The sequence below is a fragment of the Lentibacter algarum genome (assembly GCF_018860975.1).
Taxonomy (GTDB): Bacteria; Pseudomonadota; Alphaproteobacteria; order Rhodobacterales; family Rhodobacteraceae; genus Lentibacter; species Lentibacter algarum_A.
Map to the genome: position 1 here is coordinate 164,973 of NZ_JAHKQI010000006.1, position 21,501 is coordinate 186,473.

The 21,501-nt window shown below is 51.4% G+C and carries 23 protein-coding genes and 1 tRNA gene; 11 read left to right on the forward strand and 13 right to left on the reverse strand.

The features are described 5' to 3' along the window. The first annotated feature begins 12 nt into the window (after positions 1-12). Complete coding sequence (gene ygfZ, locus KO498_RS09105) at positions 13-750, forward strand: CAF17-like 4Fe-4S cluster assembly/insertion protein YgfZ (RefSeq protein ID WP_215959596.1); 738 nt, start codon at positions 13-15, stop codon at positions 748-750. 289 nt (positions 751-1,039) lie between these two features. On the opposite strand, the gene efp is transcribed toward ygfZ, so the two are convergent. Beyond that, positions 1,040-1,603 (reverse strand): elongation factor P, encoded by a 564-nt coding sequence (gene efp / locus KO498_RS09110; RefSeq protein WP_215959597.1) that lies wholly within the window; start codon positions 1,601-1,603, stop codon positions 1,040-1,042. A 216-nt stretch (positions 1,604-1,819) separates the two neighbouring features. Between efp and KO498_RS09115 the strand changes: the two genes are divergently transcribed. Next, on the forward strand, positions 1,820-2,140 hold the full coding sequence (locus tag KO498_RS09115; protein WP_215959598.1) for a DUF6280 family protein: 321 nt from the start codon (positions 1,820-1,822) through the stop codon (positions 2,138-2,140). Positions 2,141-2,212: 72 nt separating this feature from the next. Beyond that, positions 2,213-3,655 carry a cobyric acid synthase gene (locus tag KO498_RS09120; RefSeq protein ID WP_215959599.1) on the forward strand — a complete coding sequence of 481 codons (1,443 nt, stop codon included), beginning with the start codon at positions 2,213-2,215 and terminating at the stop codon, positions 3,653-3,655. On the opposite strand, the gene KO498_RS09125 is transcribed toward KO498_RS09120, so the two are convergent. The 3 genes from KO498_RS09125 to KO498_RS09135 all read right to left on the reverse strand — a co-directional run bounded on the left by KO498_RS09125 (position 3,656) and on the right by KO498_RS09135 (position 6,720). Then, on the reverse strand, positions 3,656-4,537 hold the full coding sequence (locus tag KO498_RS09125) for a hypothetical protein (protein ID WP_215959600.1): 882 nt from the start codon (positions 4,535-4,537) through the stop codon (positions 3,656-3,658). A 73-nt stretch (positions 4,538-4,610) separates the two neighbouring features. After that, positions 4,611-6,032 (reverse strand): TolC family outer membrane protein, encoded by a 1,422-nt coding sequence (locus KO498_RS09130; RefSeq protein ID WP_215959601.1) that lies wholly within the window; start codon positions 6,030-6,032, stop codon positions 4,611-4,613. A gap of 34 nt (positions 6,033-6,066) precedes the next feature. Then, positions 6,067-6,720, reverse strand: a complete 654-nt coding sequence (locus tag KO498_RS09135; protein WP_215959602.1) for a protein-L-isoaspartate O-methyltransferase family protein — start codon at positions 6,718-6,720, stop codon at positions 6,067-6,069. 170 nt (positions 6,721-6,890) lie between these two features. Here KO498_RS09135 and KO498_RS09140 point away from each other — a divergent pair. Beyond that, positions 6,891-6,964 (forward strand) — tRNA-Cys (locus KO498_RS09140). Between the two features lie 126 nt (positions 6,965-7,090). Here the strand turns inward: KO498_RS09140 and KO498_RS09145 are convergent. Together KO498_RS09145 and KO498_RS09150 are read right to left on the reverse strand one after the other, a co-directional pair. Continuing rightward, positions 7,091-7,288 (reverse strand): hypothetical protein, encoded by a 198-nt coding sequence (locus tag KO498_RS09145; protein ID WP_215959603.1) that lies wholly within the window; start codon positions 7,286-7,288, stop codon positions 7,091-7,093. 11 nt (positions 7,289-7,299) lie between these two features. Continuing rightward, positions 7,300-8,304, reverse strand: a complete 1,005-nt coding sequence (locus KO498_RS09150) for a tyrosine-type recombinase/integrase (RefSeq protein WP_215959604.1) — start codon at positions 8,302-8,304, stop codon at positions 7,300-7,302. A gap of 1,007 nt (positions 8,305-9,311) precedes the next feature. Here KO498_RS09150 and KO498_RS09155 point away from each other — a divergent pair. Together KO498_RS09155 and KO498_RS09160 are read left to right on the forward strand one after the other, a co-directional pair. After that, positions 9,312-10,967: an RNA-directed DNA polymerase gene (locus KO498_RS09155; RefSeq protein WP_215959605.1), complete on the forward strand. Its 1,656-nt coding sequence runs from the start codon at positions 9,312-9,314 to the stop codon at positions 10,965-10,967. Continuing rightward, the gene (locus tag KO498_RS09160; RefSeq protein ID WP_215959606.1) at positions 10,964-12,520 is read left to right on the forward strand and encodes a DNA polymerase; all 1,557 of its coding nucleotides are present in this window, start codon (positions 10,964-10,966) and stop codon (positions 12,518-12,520) included. The genes KO498_RS09155 and KO498_RS09160 overlap by 4 nt, the downstream gene beginning before the upstream one ends. A gap of 371 nt (positions 12,521-12,891) precedes the next feature. Here the strand turns inward: KO498_RS09160 and KO498_RS18180 are convergent, their stop codons facing one another. The 4 genes from KO498_RS18180 to KO498_RS09175 form a co-directional block, all read right to left on the reverse strand. Continuing rightward, complete coding sequence (locus KO498_RS18180; RefSeq protein WP_252731356.1) at positions 12,892-13,518, reverse strand: tyrosine-type recombinase/integrase; 627 nt, start codon at positions 13,516-13,518, stop codon at positions 12,892-12,894. Between the two features lie 142 nt (positions 13,519-13,660). Further along, a complete protein-coding gene (locus tag KO498_RS18185; protein WP_252731357.1) occupies positions 13,661-13,912 on the reverse strand; it encodes a hypothetical protein in 252 nt (83 codons plus the stop codon). Further along, positions 13,906-14,115 (reverse strand): hypothetical protein, encoded by a 210-nt coding sequence (locus KO498_RS09170; RefSeq protein WP_085632936.1) that lies wholly within the window; start codon positions 14,113-14,115, stop codon positions 13,906-13,908. The genes KO498_RS18185 and KO498_RS09170 overlap by 7 nt, the downstream gene beginning before the upstream one ends. After that, complete coding sequence (locus KO498_RS09175; RefSeq protein ID WP_215959607.1) at positions 14,112-14,345, reverse strand: hypothetical protein; 234 nt, start codon at positions 14,343-14,345, stop codon at positions 14,112-14,114. The genes KO498_RS09170 and KO498_RS09175 overlap by 4 nt, the downstream gene beginning before the upstream one ends. Positions 14,346-14,455: 110 nt before the next feature. Between KO498_RS09175 and KO498_RS09180 the strand changes: the two genes are divergently transcribed. The 4 genes from KO498_RS09180 to KO498_RS09195 are packed head-to-tail and all read left to right on the forward strand — an operon-like array spanning position 14,456 to position 17,350. Next, positions 14,456-14,860, forward strand: coding sequence for a helix-turn-helix domain-containing protein (locus tag KO498_RS09180; protein WP_215959608.1), 405 nt, complete (start codon positions 14,456-14,458; stop codon positions 14,858-14,860). Positions 14,861-14,874: 14 nt separating this feature from the next. Beyond that, positions 14,875-15,159 (forward strand): hypothetical protein, encoded by a 285-nt coding sequence (locus KO498_RS09185; RefSeq protein WP_215959609.1) that lies wholly within the window; start codon positions 14,875-14,877, stop codon positions 15,157-15,159. 47 nt (positions 15,160-15,206) lie between these two features. Continuing rightward, on the forward strand, positions 15,207-16,241 hold the full coding sequence (locus KO498_RS09190; protein ID WP_215959610.1) for an adenine-specific methyltransferase EcoRI family protein: 1,035 nt from the start codon (positions 15,207-15,209) through the stop codon (positions 16,239-16,241). 5 nt (positions 16,242-16,246) lie between these two features. Beyond that, complete coding sequence (locus KO498_RS09195; RefSeq protein WP_215959611.1) at positions 16,247-17,350, forward strand: HNH endonuclease family protein; 1,104 nt, start codon at positions 16,247-16,249, stop codon at positions 17,348-17,350. 328 nt (positions 17,351-17,678) lie between these two features. On the opposite strand, the gene KO498_RS09200 is transcribed toward KO498_RS09195, so the two are convergent. Next, positions 17,679-19,547, reverse strand: coding sequence for a hypothetical protein (locus KO498_RS09200; RefSeq protein WP_215959612.1), 1,869 nt, complete (start codon positions 19,545-19,547; stop codon positions 17,679-17,681). A 274-nt stretch (positions 19,548-19,821) separates the two neighbouring features. Between KO498_RS09200 and KO498_RS09205 the strand changes: the two genes are divergently transcribed. Continuing rightward, on the forward strand, positions 19,822-20,010 hold the full coding sequence (locus KO498_RS09205; RefSeq protein ID WP_215959613.1) for a hypothetical protein: 189 nt from the start codon (positions 19,822-19,824) through the stop codon (positions 20,008-20,010). Positions 20,011-20,207: 197 nt separating this feature from the next. Here the strand turns inward: KO498_RS09205 and KO498_RS09210 are convergent, their stop codons facing one another. Together KO498_RS09210 and KO498_RS09215 are read right to left on the reverse strand one after the other, a co-directional pair. Next, the gene (locus KO498_RS09210; protein ID WP_215959614.1) at positions 20,208-20,510 is read right to left on the reverse strand and encodes a hypothetical protein; all 303 of its coding nucleotides are present in this window, start codon (positions 20,508-20,510) and stop codon (positions 20,208-20,210) included. Continuing rightward, complete coding sequence (locus KO498_RS09215; protein WP_215959615.1) at positions 20,511-20,858, reverse strand: hypothetical protein; 348 nt, start codon at positions 20,856-20,858, stop codon at positions 20,511-20,513. Positions 20,859-21,501 lie beyond the last annotated feature (643 nt).

The following is a 21,501-nucleotide window of genomic DNA, read 5'->3' on the forward strand; positions in this document are numbered from 1 at the left end:
GGGAGAGCCGCCATGCCGCGCGAGATTTACCGCATCGACGGAGCCGACAGCGAACATTTCCTGCAAGGGCTGGTAACAAATGATGTTGCCAAGCTGTCGCGGGGGCTTGTCTATACCGCGATGCTCACACCACAGGGCAAGTATCTGGCCGATTTTTTCCTTGTGCCTGCCGAAGGAGCTATCCTGCTGGATGTTGACGCCAACATCGGCGCAAGCCTCGTGCAACGCCTTGGCATGTATAAACTGCGCGCCGATGTCAATATCGGGAAAACAGCGTTGCACCTCCACCGTGGCCTCGGCACCCCGCCGCAGGACGCCTTTGCTGACCCTCGATCAGAAGCGCTAGGCTGGCGGGCTTACCGAGAAGACGCGCAACCAGAAGACCAACACACCGACTGGGACGCTGTGCGCGTGGGCAACTTGATCCCTGAAACCGGTACCGACCTAACGAATGACAGCTACATCCTTGAGATGGGCTTTGAGCGGCTCAATGGCGTCGACTTCAAAAAAGGCTGCTATGTAGGTCAGGAAGTGACGGCACGGATGAAGCACAAAACCGAGTTGCGCAAAGGTCTCGTTCAGGTGACGGGCACTTCATCGCTCACTGCTGGAAGCGAGATCACCTCAAAAGGCAAACCTGTCGGAAGCATCCTGACAACCAGCGGGGACAAAGCGCTTGCCTATCTGCGGTTTGATCGGGCAACCGGTGAGCTGGAAGCAGACGGCGTCACGCTCACGCGCACCGCATGATACCAGAAAAAACGGGGCCAGATTGCTCTGACCCCGCCGTCGTTACACCGTTTAAAAAAGCACTCGTTAACGACACCGACAAACATCACTGACATGTGAAATTTTACTTACAACCAATTACACAGCTGCTGTCTTGCTTGTAGCTGACAGAGGTTTGTACAGTGCAGGTGAAAAACTGCGCGCTGTTCCCCCTAAAGCGCAGGTCATGCGCAGCGCTCCAATGCAAAAAGCCCCAGCGGGTGCCGAGGCTCTTTGGTTGGTTCAGTGAACGAGCTGTTTTCGAGGCGTCTCAAGCGCGCTCGGAGTATTCCATCGTGTCGGTGTTAACGATGATCTCTTCGTCCTGGCCGACAAACGGAGGCACCATGACTTTTACACCGTTGTCCAAAGTCGCAGGCTTGAAACTGTTGGCCGCGGTCTGGCCTTTTACGACAGGCTCAGTCTCAACGATCTTGCAAGTCACTTTCTGCGGCACGGTCGCATGCAGGGCTTCGTCCTCGTGAAACTCGACAACAATGGTCATGCCGTCTTGCAAAAACGGGCGGCGGTCTCCGAGCAAGTCAGACGCGATTTGCACTTGGTCGTATGTTTCGGTGTCCATAAAAATGAGTTGGCCGTCATCTTCATACAGGAACTGCATGTCGCGCTGGTCAAGACGCACACGCTCAACTTTATCTGCGCTTCTAAACCTTTCGTTAAGCTTTGATCCGTTACGAAGGTTCTTGAGTTCGACCTGCGCAAAAGCGCCGCCCTTTCCGGGTTTCACATGATCGACCTTCACAGCGGCCCAAAGGCCGGCATTGTGCTCAAGCACGTTCCCGGGGCGAATTTCGTTTCCGTTGATTTTTGGCATTGTGGCGAAACCATGACTAAAGGTTGAAGGAAGTTTGACCGCACCTATATCTTGGGGGTGCCCCCTTGGCAAGAAAACCAGATGTCGTGCTGCAATTGCAGAAGGACATGCGTAAAACGCAACGTAGCTATGCAAAAACAGACTATCCGAATCAGAGAAAACCCTCCATAAGGAGCTTCACGCCAGAATGACAAGAGCAATAATAAAGGACGAATCATGAGAGATTTCGTTGACGGCACCGCCTTCAATAATGAACAAGGCAATCGTGCACGTAAACTGTTTGCAGCCGTTGTGTTGGCTGCCCTCGACGATGCAATCGCCGATGACAAGAAATATGGAAATGGCCCCGAGCAAATCGCTCGTTGGGCACGTTCACGGGACGGCCGCGAAGTGCTGTCTTGCGCGGGCATTGACCCGAACGAACGTGTCGTATCAGGCCTGATGGAATTTGTCGGCAAGGGTGTTCGCACCTCTGTTGCATTGTCTCGCGAAGAAAGCGAGCGCCGCAATGCGGCTGCTCAGGCCGAAGCCGCCTAAGATACCTATCAAGACTGCCAAATCACGAAATCGGCCCTCCTGCTCGGGGGCCGTTTTTGTTTCGGGGGCAGCATGTCAAAAGCGGTGATGATCCAAGGAACCGGCTCTGATGTCGGTAAGTCTCTGCTCGTCGCAGGGCTATGTCGTGCCGCGGCGAACCGTGGCATTAAAGTAGCCCCTTTCAAGTCACAGAACATGTCCAACAATGCAGCTGTTACTGCCGATGGCGGCGAAATTGGCCGCGCACAGGCGTTGCAAGCCCTCGCTGCGCGCCTCTCTCCTCACACCGATATGAACCCGGTTCTGCTCAAACCTGAAAGCGAACAAGGTGCTCAGGTCATCGTTCAGGGCAAACGCGCCGGAACCCAATTGGCGCGTGATTTTGGCAAGAGCAAGCAAAGCCTTATCAAGCCAGTTCTCGAGAGCTTCACACGGCTGAAAGCCCAGTATGACTTGGTGATCGTCGAGGGCGCCGGTAGCCCCGCCGAGATCAACCTGCGAGCAGGTGATATCGCCAATATGGGCTTTGCCGAGGCTGCAAACGTGCCTGTCATACTCACCGGTGACATCAACAAAGGCGGCGTTATTGCGCAGATCGTCGGCACCCAAGCGGTGCTTCCTCCGGAAGATGCCGCGCACATCAAGGCCTTCATCGTCAATAAATTTCGCGGTGACGCCGCGCTTTTTGACGAAGGTCTCGTAGCCATCGAACAAATGACAAGCTGGCCCTCCATTGGTGTCGTGCCATGGTTTTTTGACGCTTGCCGCCTGCCGGCTGAAGACGCTCCCGAGCTAACTGGCGGCACTGGCGGCACCTTCAAAATCGCAGTGCCGCTTTTGTCACGTATCGCCAACTTCGATGATTTTGACCCGCTCGCGTCCGAACCCGATGTCTCCCTTGTCATGGTGCCGCCAGGATTGCCTCTGCCTGCCGATGCTCAACTCGTCATCTTGCCGGGCAGCAAGTCGACCATTGCAGACCTGGCCTTCATGCGCGCACAGGGTTGGGACATTGATCTCGCGGCTCACATACGTCGTGGCGGCCATGTTCTTGGCATCTGCGGCGGATATCAGATGCTTGGTCAAACGATAGCTGACTCTGACAATATTGAGGGCTCTGGCAGCACCGCCGAAGGCCTTGGTTACCTCGAAGTGCATACCGTTATGAAGCCCGAAAAGCGGGTGCGCCTTACCAAAGCTCGCGACCCGGTTTCAGGCGCGGCGATTAGCGGTTATGAAATACATCTTGGTGAAACGACTGGTGTGGATTGTGCAAGAGACTGGTTGCGGATCGGCCAACACAAACACGGCGCCAGCAGCCCAAACGGGCGCATACGAGGTTGCTATTTGCACGGATTGTTCACATCTGATGCCTATCGCTCGGCATTCTTGCGAAGCTACGATGTGCGCTCAACGATTAGCTATGACTCCGATGTCGACGCGACATTGAATGCGCTTGCCACCCATTTGGAGCAACACCTCGACATAAACCATATCTTGAAGATTGCGGGCTAGTTATTCGAGCTCTTGGGCCATCAAGGCACGGTGAATCTCGCGGCGCACCAATTTGCGCACATTGCGGGTGATCCGCTCTCCCAACGCACCCTGCAACTCCTGACGGACGATGTCAGACACCATCTCACGCAGCATGTCTTCGTCGATCACCGAATCCTCGGCTGAAAACTCGAAATCTTCCAAGTCTTCTTCATCATCCGCATCTTCAGCAACATAACCGGATTCTGCCGTTGCCTTTTCTAACGGCTCGACCATTTCATCGGTCTCGGGCTCGGCTTCACGTTCGGGCTGTGGAGCGACAAACAAAGCCGCCTCATGAAGCGCTTCAGTTTCATCTTGCACTACATCGCTGTGATCTTCCCACTGGAGCGTCTCGAAGGGCGCCGCGGCGTTATCTCCTGCGCCTCCGGTGTCATCTTCCCAGTCATCAACCTTATCCGCGACAGCAGTTTCCAACTGTTCGATACGAGACTTTAGACCCTCGTCAGCAGGTTCAACCTCAGCAAAATCGGCAAGCTCAGCAGCATCTTCTGCAGCGACTTCAACCAATTCATCAGTAGTAACTTCAAGCGCGCTTTCCGGTTCCTGCGTGCCAGCACCTGCCTCAGACGTATCTTCAACAGGCTCTGCGATCCGCAAACTCGGTGTCAAAACAAGTTTATCCAGTGCGTTGTTTGCGTCAGCTTCTACTGCCGCTTCCACTGCTGTTTCCGCAACGGTTTCTAGCGCGGCTTCAGCCTCTTCAATCTGTTCCTCGACGACAGGTTCGGGATCAGCTTTTGTTGCGCCCTGCACGTCCGTTTTGCTGCCGCTTTCTGTTACGAGGCGGCGAATCGAAGACAAAACGTCCTCGATCTCAACGTTGGTTACCGGATCTGACATATTTATTTTCCACTCTTACCTGCCGCCGCAGTCTAACCCGCGACAAAGATTCTCACAACATATTGGTGGAACTTTACTCTTTACCGAGTTTTCTCAGCACGCGATCAAGTTGCTGCCCTTGTTTGCTTCGCTTTACAGGGGCGTCTTTAACCATGTTGTAGTAGGCCGCAGGGTCATAGCTCGGCACATTCAGTTTCAGCCGCTCGGCTGTTAACAAACCCATCGTTGCCAAAAGCGTGTAACCGGCACCAATCTCGTCAATACGTGCAGACAGCAAGTTGGCACGCGCATCCAACAGCTCTTGCTCCGCGTCCAGCACATCAAGCGTTGTGCGGGAACCTAGGGTCGCCTCTTCGCGCACACCGCGGAAAGCAACTGTGCTGGCGCGCACCTGACGCTCGCTGGCCTCGGCACTTGCTCGCGACACACGCAAGTCAGCCCAGGCGTTGCCCACTTCCTGCGCGATACTGTGGCGAGTTATGTGCAAATCTCCGCGCACTGAATCACGTTGCGCCATCGCCTGACGTGTCAATGCACTAAGCCGCCCGCCTTGGTAAATCGGCCCCGAAGCGGTGATCCCGACCGAGCCACCGCGTTGATAGCTTGTCGAATTATGCTGCTCCGTCAGGCCATAGCTGCCCGACAACTTAACCGAGGGCTTCATGCGCGCTTCAGCCACCATGATTTGCAGCTCGGAAACCGTGACCAAGCGTTGAACGCGTTTCATGTCAGGGTGAATGCGCAGCGCAAGCGATTTTGCATCTTCAAGGCTTTTGGCAGGGTTCGCAACCGCCGTCGGTGTGTTCAAATGTCCGGGTTTGCGGCCAACGGCGGCACGATACAGCTCGATAGCACGGGCAAGATCCCCCTGCGAGGCGGCCTGCTGGGCTCGTGCGGCAGCAAGCCGGGCCTCGGCAAGTGACACATCCGTGCGCGTCACTTCACCAACTTCAAACCGGTCACGCGCGGCTTTCAACTCTTCGTTGATAACCCGCACATTGTTGTTGCGCAGTTGGTTGAACTCGGCAGCACGACGAACTTCAAGAAAGGCGCGCACAGCTCCGAGCAACACCTGCTGTTCAGCCGCGACAAGCGCCTCGCGTGTCGCCAGAACACTCTCTTTGGCGACATCAATCGTCATCCGGCTGGCACCGCCATCAAGCAAAAGCAACTCGGCCGATAGCCCAACGCTGCTTTCCAATCCTTCCGACTTCGGAGCCAGAATACTGCCGGTGCGCGCGTAGTTATATGTCAGCGAAGTTGACCAACCGATGATCGGCCGCAAGGCCGAAATAGCAATTGCCACGTCTTCGTCGGCGGCTCGCAACAAAGCGCGGTTCTTTTCGATCAAACCGCTGTGTTTATAAGCCCCGACCATCGCATCTGCGAGCGTTTCAGCCTGCGCACGAACACCGAGTGACGCCGCCAAAGCAACGGCAGCACATGCGAGCGCCGAGCGTTTGAACAGCTGTGTTGCTTTTCCTTGACGTAGCATAATTTTTCTCACCAACAGATGTAAGTTTCTCGCTCTAAAGCGAAAATTCTTTCGAACGCTCGAAACCGGACAACACAGGCGCACTGGCGTTAAACGCAAACCGCCAGCTGATGTCGCCTCCAACCTTATGACCAATACGCACAGTGCCGACATTTCCGTCCATAAAGATGCAAGCGATACGCCCGCCTTCTTTTAGCTGGTCCGCAATCGCGGCCGGCAGTTCTTCAACTCCGCCTTGAATGCAGATCACGTCATATGGTCCGTGCTGCGGTGCGCCTGCAGTCAGCGCTCCGGTCTCCACAACAACATTATCAGCACCAGCCCCCGCCAAGGCCGCCTCGGCCTCGCCCGCCAGCGTTTCGTCGTCTTCTACCCCGATGACAGCCTCCGCCATTCGCGCGATAACCGCTGACGAATACCCAAAGCCGATGCCCAGATCGAGCACCAAGTCGGTTCGGCCAATTTCCAGCGCGTCCAGCATTTTGGCAAAATTGCGCGGCTCAAGAAGCACGCGGCCTTTTGCCAGCGGCAGATATTCACCCAGATAAGCCGCCTCTCGCAGCGCGTCCGGCACGAACTTCTCGCGTTCCACCGTTAGAAGCGCTTCAATAATGGGATATTTGGTCACATCCGAAGGACGAACCTGATTGTCGACCATCATCGTGCGGCGTTGAGCAAAATCTGTCATAAGTGAACCCGTTCGTTCAGAATCTCTGCGTCGCTTTTCGCACATTCCCTAAGCGTGGGCAATCCAAACCCGCCAGCATCCTAAAGCGAGCGTAAAGCCGGCGCAATCAAGCGCCAGCCCCTCTTGCACGCCCCTCGGATTTACGCTACTCGGGCGCTCGAACCACAGTTGGCGAGTTGGCGGAGTGGTTACGCAGCGGATTGCAAATCCGTGTACACCGGTTCGATTCCGGTACTCGCCTCCATTTACTTTCAAGGGCTTAGCGGGCCAAGCGCCGTCTGCCCTGATTAGAGTCTAAACAAAAGTCTAAACATTCTGTTTTTGTTCTGTTCTGGATTCACAGCGCGAATTCGCTCGTGGACGCTTGGCCTTATGCTTCGCCCAGTAACCACAGTAGGAATATCGCCAAGAACGGGCTGAAGAGAATTGAAACCAGCACCCAAGCAAACGCGCTACGGCCGCGTGAGGACGCCATATTACTTGGTAACAAAATGAAGAGCCAAACAATGAACCACATCATCAGGCCCATCATCAAAAATCCCAAGATTGCCCCGATTACTTCCACCATTTTTTATTCCTCTATCGCTGTTGTTCTCGCCGCTTGTTCTGAGCGCGTGTTGCCCTGATTTTTTGGCGAACGCGCTTGGTGTAATGCAAAACCATAGCTGGGCTTTGCCCAGTAACAGCAGCGACCAAATCATCTCCGCAGCCAGCCTCTACAAGCTCGCAGGCAGCGTTGTAGCGCCAGCTATGAATATCGTAGTCGAGCGCCCCGATTTGCTCGCGCACCTTCCTAACGGCCTGCGACGCCCCACGGTAAGACCAGCGGTTATCTCCGCGTTCGTTAGTCAGAAGAAACACTGAATGGCGGCTCGCAGCATCGAGTACAGCTTGAAGCTCAGGCAAGATCGGTATCCACAGCTCTTTACCTGTTTTGTTTTGCCGGACAACTACGCCGCCCCCTTCAATGTCGGACCAGCGCATTTCCAGCACATCACCGATACGCTGCCCCGTGCCGACACATAACTCCATGACGAGCCTTTCGCGGCTTCCTTGGGGAGCGACCGCGCGGTAGGCATCGAGCAGTTCTTGCGGCCAAGGCGAGCGTTCCTTCCTGTCTGTCTTGAGTTCTGGCACACCCTTCGCAGGGTTGTTTTCGCGCCAGCCCAAATCGACACAATGCTCCATAACCACGCGAAGAACGCGCAGAGAATAATTGGCAAAATAGGCTTTGTCCGCGTTGCTGTCGCGCAGTTTGATTACGTCTTTTCGCTGTATTTTGGCAGGGCTTGCCTCACCCATGATCGAAATGAAGAAATCCAGATATTTGTCATAGTCTAGCGCAGTTCGCGGCTTGAGGTTCTTGTAACGCGGCGACTGGCGGTAATTAGCAATCAATGAAGAGAAGGTTTTAGAAAGAATGCGTTTGGGCGCGGCCATACCTGAGAGAATATCTGCGTATTCCTGCCAGAAATCAGCCGATCCAAATTCACTTTGAAACTTGCGTGAAGGCCAGCCCCGCCTTTGAAAGTAAAGACCGTTTCGCTGACGGTAGACATGCTTTGGAAGCTCACGTTTTGCCATGGCACATATCAATCCTCTCAAACTCATCCACTACAGTATCCGAATTTGAAATCTCAATTTCAATCCGATGCCCTTCAACCGTCACGCGGCTAACGCTTTTCCCAGCACCTTCTAGACTTCTGAGTAAGCTCAACGCCCTTTTTTCAATTTGCTTTGCCGACATATTATCACCAATTCGCTTGCCTTTCTAAGTTCAGCGTTTGCGCAACCTATCGGGTGAATGTGTGTGTCCACCCATGCAAACTGCTTTGTAGATAACTTTAGAAACACCGCGATTCTGCGGCAAGAAGCTTGAAACATTTTTAGTTCGGAAGCTGAAAAAGGTGTCACTAACTGCATACAGAGATCGTGACTATTTTGCTGCATTCGAATTGAAAATCATGTTCCGCAAGCAAAGTTTTCGAACTAAATATTGACGTCCAGATTTAGACCCGCGAGCCAGTGAGCAGTGCTTTGGTCGCGACTGCAATCGCACTCGGTTATACCAAAATGGTGTCACTAAGTGCATACAGGAACAAGGAAGTCTGTATGAAATCGGCCCCGCCCATCCTCCGAAATTTGAAAATCTCCGGATGGGTGCGTCCTAACGTTGCAACTGAAAGGCAGCGATAAGATATGAATGAGCGCTTGCGCCTGCAAAAAAAGCGCGTGCAGAGGCGACAGTCCCTAATTGGCAGGAGTGGCACCCAAAAGCACCGACCTTGAGCCACAGCACGCCCTCTAAACGCCTCTACGCCCATTTGTGGGATTCGGCGGGAAGCAGACTTTCGCGGCAAGAGCGAACTCTTGTCGACAGAGCGTCAAAAGCGGACCTACCCCGTCGCCTACCAAACTTTGCCGCAACTGTCATGAAAGCTAGGAAGCCATCATTTTTTGAGGTCCCCAGAAACGTCCACTTCAGATCTAAAGTTTATCATCTCAATCATAGATTGTGCCCTTGTCATGAGCGCTAGCCTCAACGATAGTTGAATTCTTACAAATTTGGGTGCTGTGTCTTGGATGGGAATTTGGAACTATTTCAGACAGGGCAGGTCTTTGGCTTCCCGGTAGATTTTAAACTCGTCATGCAACATCTACAGCAAGATATGCGAGACGATTGGTATGCGGATACCCTCGGATACGCCGACATATTTGCTGACCACTCTCATGCGGCTGAGACGCTTCTGAAGTGCCTGAACGAGGGTGCCGGCCAGTACATCGGGAGCAAGCGTGTATTGCGCGCTATTCCTAAAAAAGCGTACGCAGAACGCTACTCCCTGGAAATCGATTTCTTTGATCGGTTTGTCTATCAGGCAATTTGCACATTCTTGATGCCTAAACTTGACCCTTTGCTTTCTCATCGGGTTCTTAGCTACCGGTTCAATCGTGGCGGAACGGACAAGAAATATCTCTTTCGAAGCAAAATAGGGAAATGGTTAGATTACGAAGGGCTTACCTATAGATTTAAGGCGGATGGAACCTTCTTAGCGGCCACAGATATTGGGAACTTCTTTGAGAATGTTTCATCAGCACAACTGACCAAGGAAGTTTCTGACCTAGCGACGAAATGCGACTGCAGTGGCTACGAAAAAGGGCAGATTCGCGCTGCCATCAGAGTTCTTGGCGAAGTACTAGAGCAATGGTCGTTCTCAGGAGACTTTGGCCTCCCGCAAAACCGTGATTGTTCATCGTTTCTTTCGAATGTTTTACTATCGAGATTTGACTTTGAAATGCAGAAATCAGGGTATGACTACTACAGGTATGTTGACGACATCCGCATCGTCTGTGCGTCGGAGCATGAAGCTCGCCAAGCGTTGCAGAGAACAATTGGATTACTTCGGAATGTTGGCATGAATATTAATTCAAGCAAGACAACGATTCTAGGTCCCGACAGTACTGAGCAGGAAGTCATTGATCTGTTTCCATCGCAGAACCCTTTGGTGCTGGCCATAGACAGCATGTGGAAATCTAAGAGTCGCCGGGTTTTCATTCGTTCAATCGACTATGTAATCCAAGTTATCCAAACGGCTTTGGCCGCAAATGACACGCAATCGCGAGCGTTCCGCTTTGGTGTCAACAGGCTCAGTCAGCTTATCGAAGCAGGGCTCTTTGATGTCGACAGCGGAGAAGCAGATCAACTCTTGGCGTATGCACTCGCAGCACTGCGAACCGACCCGGTATCGAGCGATCAAATCTGCAGGCTTCTCTTGGTCCTTCGACCGCCCGATGATCGCCTTGTCGAAATACAATCATTTCTCACTGACCGAGCCGCCTGCATCCACGATTGGCAAAACCATCGTCTGTGGATTCTCCTCGCCTCGTTGAGATTTGAAAGCAATGAACTAAAGGATTTAGCGAGCGCGGTCGTGAGTAATGACCCCACTACTGGCGAAGCTGCCGGAATATTCATTTGGCTTCAATCCATTGGTTTCTTAGAACCAATTGAGGCACTCTTGGAGAAGCTGAATGATACTTGGCCATTCCAAAACCAACGGTTCTTCCTTTTTGCAGCAAGTTCGTTGCCAGCCGATCAGAAGAGGGTGATGCACGGTAAGGTTTCAACAAAGCTCCTTGGGACTATGAGAAGGGCTCCGAAAAAATATCGAAGTGATGGGGTTGCCATCGCTGAACGAGAACAAGCCTCTTTCTCAGCGCTCTACGAAGATATTCGGGATTACTCATGAGCATTGCGATCCTTTCGTTCATCAAGAGCTATTCGAAGCCAAGCAGTTCAAAATATTATTTGACCGATAACAAGGGCTTCCGCGAAGCGACCGCGAACGAAGTTTGCTCGGTTCAGGACTATTTGGTGACACATGACTACTGGATGATTTGCCAAGATATCTATGAAGAAGCGGGCTGCTTGCCTCCAAAGGTAATCGATTTAGATGAATTTCACATTCTTACATCGCCTGATGGTGACGAACGCAAACGGCGTGAAAAAGTTGATGCCATCCAAAGAATAAACCGATTATTCCCTCTAAATTTCAACATCTCACAGAGGTATAAGGGCAACTTTTACGGTGAAACAGAGCCAGACCTAGAGGCCATTGAGGCCTTTCATGAAATCCTTTTGATCTATTACATTGAGTTGTGTCGGGTTGCTCATCAGAATGGGGAATTTCATAGATTTTTTGAAATCGAAGTACCCTGTCAGAACATTTGCTCAACGATGTCGTCACGCGGCATCAAAATCCACGCATCTAGAATTGCCGACTTTCGGCTCAACGCCCGCCATGATTATTATACATGCTTGAGAGAACTTTCTGACAAGTTTGATGTTCCGCTGGAGATACCATCAAGGGAAGATATCATCTCTTATGCGACTTCTAAAGGCGTTGATACAGACGAGTATGGCTTCGAATTCGTACTAAATTTTATGCCTCAGGTTCGCGACTTTTGCGAAACGATACAACGCCTTCGAGAGCTGGATCGCACTAGAGGCGTTTTGGATAGCCTTGCTGTAAGGGGCGGACGAGTTCATCCAGTACTGGATACTCAAGGGTCAAGAACTTCTAGAATTTCTGCTCGTAGTCCGTACTTGCAAAGCTTGGCGAAGAGGTATCGATCGATACTGGTTGCCGATCCTGGGTATGAGCTTGGATATGTTGATTTTGATCAATTTGAGGTCGGGATTATGGCCGCGCTTTCGGGAGACGCTGAGTTGCACCGTCTGTTTTCACAGGCCGATATGTATGAGAGCTTTCGGATTGATTGCCTGAAGGGCGAAGGTGACCGTAAAGCAGCAAAAATCATGTTTTTGGCTTATGCGTATGGAATGAAGCTAAACAACCTACCAATTATTGGAGCAAAGTTTGGTATCTCGCGAAACGTGGTCCGCAGTGCTTTCAAAAAATTTGGACGCTATGAGGAATGGAAGCAAGAAACCCTTCGGAATTTTGACAAAACTGGTTTTGTAGCCACCAGCCTCGGAAACCGCTTCTTTATGAAGGGCCCTAAGGCAACAAAGAAAGAACGCCTATCCGCGATTAGTCAGGTGGTGCAAGGAGAGGGTTCGCTGATTTTCAAAAAGGCATTGATTGAAGTATATGGTTTAAAGGACATCGAGCTTCTTTTACCGATGCATGACGCTCTGCTTTTTCAGTCTCCAGTTTCCACTACTCTCAACGCTGTTATCGACATATTTGTAAGGGTGATCGGTGATCACTTTGACAATGCAATCGAAGGTAAAGCGTCTGCAGAGTTGTTCGCTGAGGCGAACGGCCCCATCGAATAGGGTTCCGAACTTAGTAATCAGATCGGTTTGGCCTGATACGAACGGCTGCTTTGAGAAAGCTGCAGTGCGACAAGTGGATGATCCGCCAATGTCAGGTTAGGGCCGAAACCACCTAACTAGAGCGTGCTTCGATGCCGCGAACCAATTGTTGAATGAGCGTCTAAACCTTCACGATGTGTTCTGGCATTTTTCGCCTCTTATCTAAACAGAAAGTTATTTAATATCAGATATTTGCCTAGTCTTGCAAATCCGTGTACAGGAGTTCGATTCTCCTACTCGCCTCCAATAAAATCAATGGGTTACGAATTTTCCTGCTCATTGGGTATCACCTCTAGTATCAGTTTCACGTTCTGTGCCTGTTCTGTTCGGGGTCATTTGCGCTTTGCTACCGCCTGTCGCGCCCGCATGATTTGCCGCGCCTCGCCCGCATATTTGATGATCATCTCTTTGGAAGTGTGGTCGCTGTAGCTGGCGATTTCATCGTCAGTGCAGCCCGCCCACGCCAATTCCATCACGCCGCGATACCGCAACGCGTGTTGGTCATGGGCCATCAGGCCCAACCGCTTGCGCTCGCGCACCATCACACGCGCCATCGCGTGATAATCCATTTTGGAACCGTTAGAGCGCGTCAAGATGTGGCGCGTTGGGTGGGGCGCTACGCCTAGATCAGCTTTCGCACCGTCCAGTGCCGCCTTGAGTGCAATCGTGCAGGGCAGTGACAGGACGGTATCTGTCTTATTCTGGCGCAGCTTGAGGGTATCGCCGTCATAGTCGCCCCATTGAAAATCCACCCAGTCGCCGGGGCGCTGCACACTTCCGACGCCAATCTCAAAAATCAGGCGGGGCACGGGTGCGCCCTCTTCCCGCATCTTTTCAACAGCCCAGTCGGTCCATGGTAGGTGTGGCTTCTTGCGACCTTCTGGAACTTTGAGCTGTTCTATTTCGGTTGCAGGATTGTCCTCACGCCAACGCTTTCGGATCGCCAACTTGCACAACATGCTAATCGCTGTGGGAAGGTAATTGGCAAACCTGACCCGATGGCGATTTTGGTCCATTGCCTCGTAAATATCGGCTTGGACTAGCCGCGACACATCCATGTGACCGATTTTTTCGGTCAGATATTCGAAGGCATTTTCAAGGTCACTTCGGTAGCGCGGGGAAAACCCGGCCCACTTGTCTGTTTCTTGCATTGCGTCGATAAGCGCAGCCCACGACGTTTTCACATTCGCTTTTTTTGCCACTCAAAATTTCCCAGTATTGGCGGTCGAATTCAGCCGTACCCTCTTCGGCAGTAATACGTCCCAGATAAATCATCTTGCCATTGACGATCTTGCGCACATACCAACGGCCAGACGGATGCCGCCAAAGGTATTTCTTGCGTTTACCTACCACTGAATTTGATCCCATAGCTCTGTCACATCCCCCGCCGATATCCGTTTGAGAACCTCAGTATCCCAACGAACAACGCCGGGCGCAATTTCATGCCCCGGCGGTAGGTGGCCTTCATCGACCAAAGCCTTGAACTCGTTCGTGCGCAAATCGAGCAGCCGCGCGGCGGTCGTCTCACTGGCCATAATGGGTGTGTGCCGCGTCATTTGTCAGCTCCCATTTCTTGGCCTGCTCTGCATCGCGCAGGCTTTTGCGCTTTGACCGTGAATTGGGACACGTACTTTTCCCAAGCGCCGCTCGGAATCTTGGGGTTACGCTGTCCTGGCGCTGTGAAGATATGGTCCAGCATGTCTTCACGGATCAGATATCGGATGTTGGTCACGGGCAGACCTACGCGTTCGGCAAGCTCCTTTGGTGTTTCTAGAGGTTTGGTCACGGCTCACCTTTCCGATGGATTCTGCTTTTGAACAATGCAAGAGTGAACAAAATTGTGCTGAACACAATTAAAGTGCATTATTCGTCACTTTTAATAACCAAAGGTGCACCTTGTCAACTGACCTGTCTGGAATCGGCCTGCGACTGAGAGAAATTCGCAAGGACAATGACTTGACGCAGCCCGTCATGGCCGCCGCGATCGATGTGTCAGACCGCACTTATAAATACTACGAACAAGAAAAACGTGAGATTCCCGCCTTAGCCGCAGTCAAAATAAGTGAGGCGTTCGCCATTAACTTAGAGTGGTTGCTGACGGGGGTCGGCAAGGCCCACAAAAGCAACGATCCAGAACTGGCGGAAGCCTGCGCGATTGCTGTCCTTACCGAAAATGAGGGACGAGAGGCGGGTTTGCCGATAGCCAAGCTTGGCAAGATAATTGGCTTTGTTGCCGCCCAGTCCGCACAAACTGGCGAGACGCCAGCGCAGGTTACCTGCAAATATTTCGACACACTCTAGAAAGGAACGCCGACATGACTGACACATATCACCAGCCCAAAGTCGCAAAATCCGATTTGGACCCTTGCGACCAAGAGGTTTTTACCTTCGCGCGGCAAGTCGGCATTTCAGGCGCGTTCTTGTTTTTTGGTGGCGTGATTGCACTGATTGCCACGTCAGGTCAGGCAACTTGGGACATTGCGCGCTCCCTCTACCTCGCCATGGTGGTGCTCGGTCCCGTGGGCATAGTCATCGCGCAAAGACTTCTGCGCATATTGATGAAGCATCGGCGTAAGGAACTTTCAATTTTCGACCGTTAAAACACCTACCACCAGCTAAGAGAAAAACAATAAGTGAGAGTAGCAGAGTGACAACGCAGGTATCAAAACATAACTCAGGACTTCAATCCGCTCGGCGTGAAAAGAAGGACGAGTTCTATACTCAGCTCGAAGATATTGAGCGTGAAATGCGGCATCACAAAGCTCACTTCAAAGACAAGACTGTTCTCTGCAATTGCGATGATCCGCGCGTAAGCAACTTCTTTCATTATTTCGCTTACAACTTTGAACATCTCGGCCTCAAGCGTCTCATTACCACATGTTATAAAAGCCAGTCCTCAGACCTCTTCAGCGAAAACAGTGCCGAGTCTGCGATCTATCTGGAATATCTCGGGGACAAAAATGGCAACCGCGTTCCCGATGTGGAGGAAATTGGCGTTAAGCAACTTAACGGTGACGGAGATTTTAGAAGCCCCGAATGCATCGAGCTACTTAAACAAGCTGATATCGTGGTTACGAATCCACCCTTTTCGCTGTTTCGAGACTACATCACTCAATTAATTGAATTTGACAAGAAGTTCCTGATCGTTGGCAACGTAAACTCTGTAACCTATTTGGAGGTTTTCAATGAAATTCGGTCGGACAGGATGTGGATTGGCCCAAGTATCCGCAGCGGTGATCGCGAGTTTGGCGTCCCCGACGACTACCCTCTAGACGCAAGTGGCACACGAGTTGACGAGCACGGGAATAAATTCATCCGAGTCAAAGGGGTTCGTTGGTTCACAAACTTGGATTTCGAAGAGCGCTATGAAGATTTAACGCTTCATAAGAAATACAAGGCTGACGAGTATCCAAAGTATGACAACTTTGACGCTATCGACGTTGGCAAAGTGAAGGACATCCCAGTCGACTATGACGGTTTAATGGGGGTCCCAATCACGTTTCTGGACAAATACAACCCAAAGCAGTTTCGCATAATTGGAAGCTTCAACAATGGCCAGCACGGCGCAGAACTAGGTGCCAAGAAGGTGATTGCGGTCTCGCAAGGCAAAGAGCTGAAATGGAACGGACCCGTCATTAATCAAAAACCGCTGTTTAAGCGCGTTGTTATCCAAAGAAGATAGAACCCATGCAAATTACTCTCAAAGAGATCACAGTCCGCGAACTGAGCGAAAATTACGCCGACAACACAGAAGGTGGCGTCACTGGCTTCGGCGGCGAGCTGGATATCCGGCCACCCTTTCAACGGGAGTTTGTCTATAAAGATGCGCAGCGTGACGCCGTCATTGATACGGCCTCGAAAGGCTTCCCTCTCAATGTCATGTATTGGTCTGTCCGTGAAAACGGCGGTTTCGAGATTATCGATGGCCAACAACGCACCATCTCACTCTGCCAATACGTCCACGGGGATTTCTCGGTCCAGATCGGTTCTTTTAAGGAAAAACGGGCGTTCCACAACCTCCAAGATGATGAGCAGAAAAAGCTGCTCGACTACCCGCTGACCGTCTACCAATGCAGCGGCACCGATACCGAAAAGCTGGAGTGGTTCAAGACCATCAACATCGCAGGCGAACAGCTGACCAACCAAGAGCTGCGCAACGCGGTTTATCACGGTGAATGGGTCACAGACGCCAAAAAGTGGTTCAGCCGCCCAAACTGCCCCGCACAGGCTATCGGCTCCAACTATCTGACTGGCTCCGCGATCCGGCAAGATTACCTTGAAACGGCAATCATGTGGCACGCGCCCAATGGCGACATTGAGCAATACATGTCGGACCATCAAAATGAGCAATCAGCCAAAGAACTTTGGGACTATTTCCAAGCTATCATCGAATGGGCGCAGGCCTGTTTTCCCAAGTATCGCAAACAGATGAAAGGTGTTCCGTGGGGGCCGCTCTATAACGAATATGGCCCCACCGTCATTGATGCAGCAAAGGCCGAAGATGAGGTCAAGCGTCTGCTCATTGATGATGATGTTTCTGCCAAATCAGGCATTTACAGCTACATCTTCGACGGTAAGGAACGCCATCTCAGCATCCGAAAGTTCACTGACAAAGACAGAACGGAAGCATTTGAGCGGCAGAACGGCGTTTGCCCGGTCTGCAAAAAGACCTTTCCGATTGAAGGGATGGAAGCGGACCACATCGACCCATGGCATGCGGGCGGTAAAACTAATGCGGCCAACTGTCAGATGTTGTGCAAGGAAGACAATCGCCGGAAGTCCGGGGTTTAACTCATAGCTTTGCGCCATTCATATACTACAATTTGGCCGACCTTAGGACCTTCATGTCATGGGTCTTAGTATGGTACGAAACCATTTCCTGCGATCCACGCAGCAAGTACTAGCTAGAAACGAGGGTTTGCACTTCCGTAAAAGCCAAGAGTTCATAAATGTCTCAACTGCCGCGGCAATGGAATGGGATCTTCCAGCTTTTTGGTTCGTCGACAGTTCCTAAGCCCTGAGGGCATCCTTAGGTTACTTTCTGGAATGGACTTTACGCCTAATTCGCTTAAGTCTGGGGAGGGCAACCAAAGCCACTGTTGCTTAGTAGAACATGCTCTTAATTGCTCGGTATTTTTCTGTTCGCTTTTTTGCGGCGCTTCGAAAGCCGTTTCGCCAATTTGCTGGGTTTGGATCTGCTTTTTTCCAGCGGCTTTACAGGCTGAGTGCTAGTTAATTTCCATGCACGAGAGTCATCGCTTACCCTACCGTCGATCGTTTGTTGGCCAAGTTCCATCATGGAAGTTAGAGTGATCAACACCCCTCGAGCCCCGTCTTTGTACGGAAGATATATGGGAGTTTGTCCAAACGGACTGGAGAAGTAGGCAACGGCCTCCTGCCGCTTAAACATCTGGGTTTGGTTAGATCGCTCGACGAGACCAAAACAAGTTAATGTTAGAACAGAACTTCCGGGATCATCGCTTAGTGTAGAAGCATAGCGCGCTGACCACCTTTCAGCAATTTGAGGACCGTCCATTAGAAGCACGAAAACAAGATTTGGTGCGACGCTCCTGAGGACTTCGTGGCATGGTTCACTTCTTGCCAAATCCTCACAAATCATTGCAGAAAAAAGTGAGCTTTTTCGAAACGGATGAAAATGTAACTCGCACTGACCTATGTTGTGCGTCTCCCACCAGTTTGCGCGCGGGTCGAGCGTTGAGGTGAGGGCATATGTTTCAAGTTGGTTCGCAGAAAGCATCCATCGGTGGTGCTTCTTACGACTGCTGATCACCGCTCGTGGGCCTTCCCCGAAGTCATGCCATACTGCAGTCATTGCATAATTGCCTGGGCCGTCGGTCTCTGGGTCGCAGTTATCGCTTGAGCCCGCAATTACAAACTCTAACGCGGGTTCGAGTTTCTTTAGCTCCCAACACACCCTGCCGAAAGTATCAAAATCAAGCGAACACTCTGGAAACATCACCACGTTCACTGTTTCAACGTCTTGTTTTGCAGACATCATTAGACGAAGCGAAAGATCAACAATATCCTCTTCGTCTAGCCAATCTTGTTGAAGTTCAAAATTTCCCCAGTGCGGTCTAGTGTCTGACTTATTACCTCCTGGAAGGCTCTCCTTTGCGACATGGGTCGGCTTGAATGATTTTGCCTTAACCTCAAACGGAAACGGGATAACGAGAATATCGACGGGCATATCATCATCCTCAAGCAATTGCTTGGGCGGCATATGCCAATGACACCTTGCAGCTCCAACTTTTGGCAGCATCGTCAAGTTTCGGCTAAAATTACGATGGGAACAACCTGCTACTGAAATACGGGTCTTCGGAAAGATGTTAACCACATTGGGATCCGCCTGAAACGCAAATGTCCCAGCGCTGCCGTGTGAGCGCAAGTATGCCATACTTCCAGACCAGTTGGTATTTTCCGATAGCTCATAGTTGCCATGCCGGACCTGCTTATGATCAATTGCCTTTTTGAAATATGGATCATCGGCGGCCTCAGGAGCACCAACTCTTGACGATGCTTCGTCTGCGATTATCAATAGCTTCAGCGCAATCGTCCACCATTTTGGGGTTGCTCTATTCCGGAGAGGCAATCGTATGGGCTCAGCGCTCTCCTTGAGAAGATCCGCCCAAAGTTGCTCAACCTCCGTTGGAGTTGCGATTGTATCTAAACTACCATGCAGTTTGATCCACTTTTGACCTAAGATCTCACAAGTTTCCCGATCCTTCTTTTTTAGACTAAACCATGGATTTTCATCGCTATCGATAGCGCCGTCTGGATCTGGATCAAAATGAGAAAATGCACTACTTGTGTCCAAGAGCATCGCAGAAATAGCAAATAAGTCAGTCGGTATTGGCGGCGCTACAGACCATCTACCCGGCTCCGTTACATCTACGCCCGTCCCTTCCTCATTCGGCACTGTCGACTCTGGGAAGACGAGTTTAATGTAGTCGTATACTGTATGCGGCATGTAACGTATTGTTTACTTTTTGGGCACCTTCATTGGCGACTTGATGCTAAGGTAAGCACAGTTTGTTGCTTAGTTTAAAGGTAAAAGTTCGGTGGCGTAACGTGTTGTTATGTGGTTACACTTAAGAATGTTTTCTCTGCTGCCACAAAGCCGTCTCAGTTCCTTGACTCCTCTTGGTGTAGCTCATAAGTACTCGATCTACGAGTTCGAGCACATTGAGGCCAATGGTTGGCCCTCAAGAGAGATGGCGCGAATTTTGAAAAGGTGAATTGATATGACTGTACTGGTTGATGAAGTGTACGCACGGATTCTGACAGAGCAGAGCCAAAACTCAGAGCGAGAGTTGTCGGAAGCTGTCGCTGTGATGGAGGGTAACGCTAAGAATAGTGTTGCTCAAGCGCGCCGCCAGATGCCGATGTTGGGTGTTTTGAGAGCAGCCTTAGCTGCTAACCACGGTCAGTAATGACGACTTGATGTCGACAACCGATTAGAATCCAGCCGCTCGAATGATCAACTGAATGCAGCTGGTCTAAGCGTGAGTGTGTCCGGATTTCGTAGAGTGGCTCAAGTTATCGGCAGCCACAGCGTTCCTTTACGGTGTGAAATCTATGATCACGCCCTAATGCGTCATCCCCCTATCCATCTCTACCTCCCGCCCTTCTAGCTCTGTATCAACCTCTCTTCGGCGGCCTTCACTAATTTCAAGCTGGTCTCGAGTTGCGTGCGCAGCCTCCCGTAATTCGAGCCCTCGTTCAGCAAGCCGTGCAACGCAGCCACGGACGCCGTTTGCGATTGAATGAGCACCGACACGCAGGCGGCCAATCCATCCAGCTGGCTCTGCATCCTCTTCGTCGAGCGTTCCTCTAACCCGCTCAATTCCTTTGCTGAGACCTCGCAGGCCGTCACCAACCGCTCGACGCAGGCGAGCAAGTCGCGTTCCAAGGCTGTCAGGGGTGTCGTCATCTAGTTCTCCTCGATCTTGATGCAGGTGACTGACCTGCCGCCCAGCGTGCAGGTCCTCAGTCGTGTCTTGGTCGGGTCCAGCACCAGCCATGTCGCGTCCTCCCTGTCGATCCGCGTCAGGCCCAAGTCCGTCAGTTCCGAACTCGCCAGCATCAGCGTCCAAAGCAAGCTCACGGCCATCATCGAGACGATCCCCACCAAGAACGTCCCCGTGATCAGCCAGGGCGAGATCGTCAGCCAGCTCTTGTTCTGTCGCAGAAAGGTGCGGGTATCGCTCTCGATTGTACGATGCGCGATGGTCGCAATTTTGCTCAAATCGGTCCTGAAGCTCGCTAGCTGGGATGCCATCGAGGCGGCGTAGTCCTGCCTGCTTAGTTGAAAAGTGCAAGTTAAGGGCGATAATAAAGGTGCAACGCTCGACGTTACCAGCGTACTCGTTTCTTGGTGCATATCTTACTAGAGAATACTTGCGCGTAGTTGGTCCGCAGCGATATTGTTTGCTTGAAAATTTCCGTCAGGACTACTTTTGAAAGGCCACCGAACAATGCTCAAATATTTTTCTGAGAAAAACACTTCTCCTGCCGACGTGTCCGCAATCGGAGTTGAGCGATGCGGCCAAAACTCATTCACTGTTGAATTTCAGTTAAAAGACGGCTCAAAATCTCAACTCGGCACCTTTTCTGGAGAAACGATGAGATCTTTAATAGAGTATTGGATGGAGAGTGAAACGTAGCCAAACGAGAGGATATACTTTTACATGTTGAAAACTAATTCAGTGAAACCTACCAGCTTCGGCTTGCTGGTAATATTTGTGATATTTCTACTATCGGGTGGATCAAGTGCAGAAGTATTGCGAGGATTCCAATTCGAGCATGTAGCTGATGTTGTCCCGAAAAACCTAGTTGCTACGGCTGGACACCCAGAGGGCGCAAAGCTTTGGGTGATTATTCAACCAATAGCGCCTACCGTGGCGGATCGTATGAAAATCGAT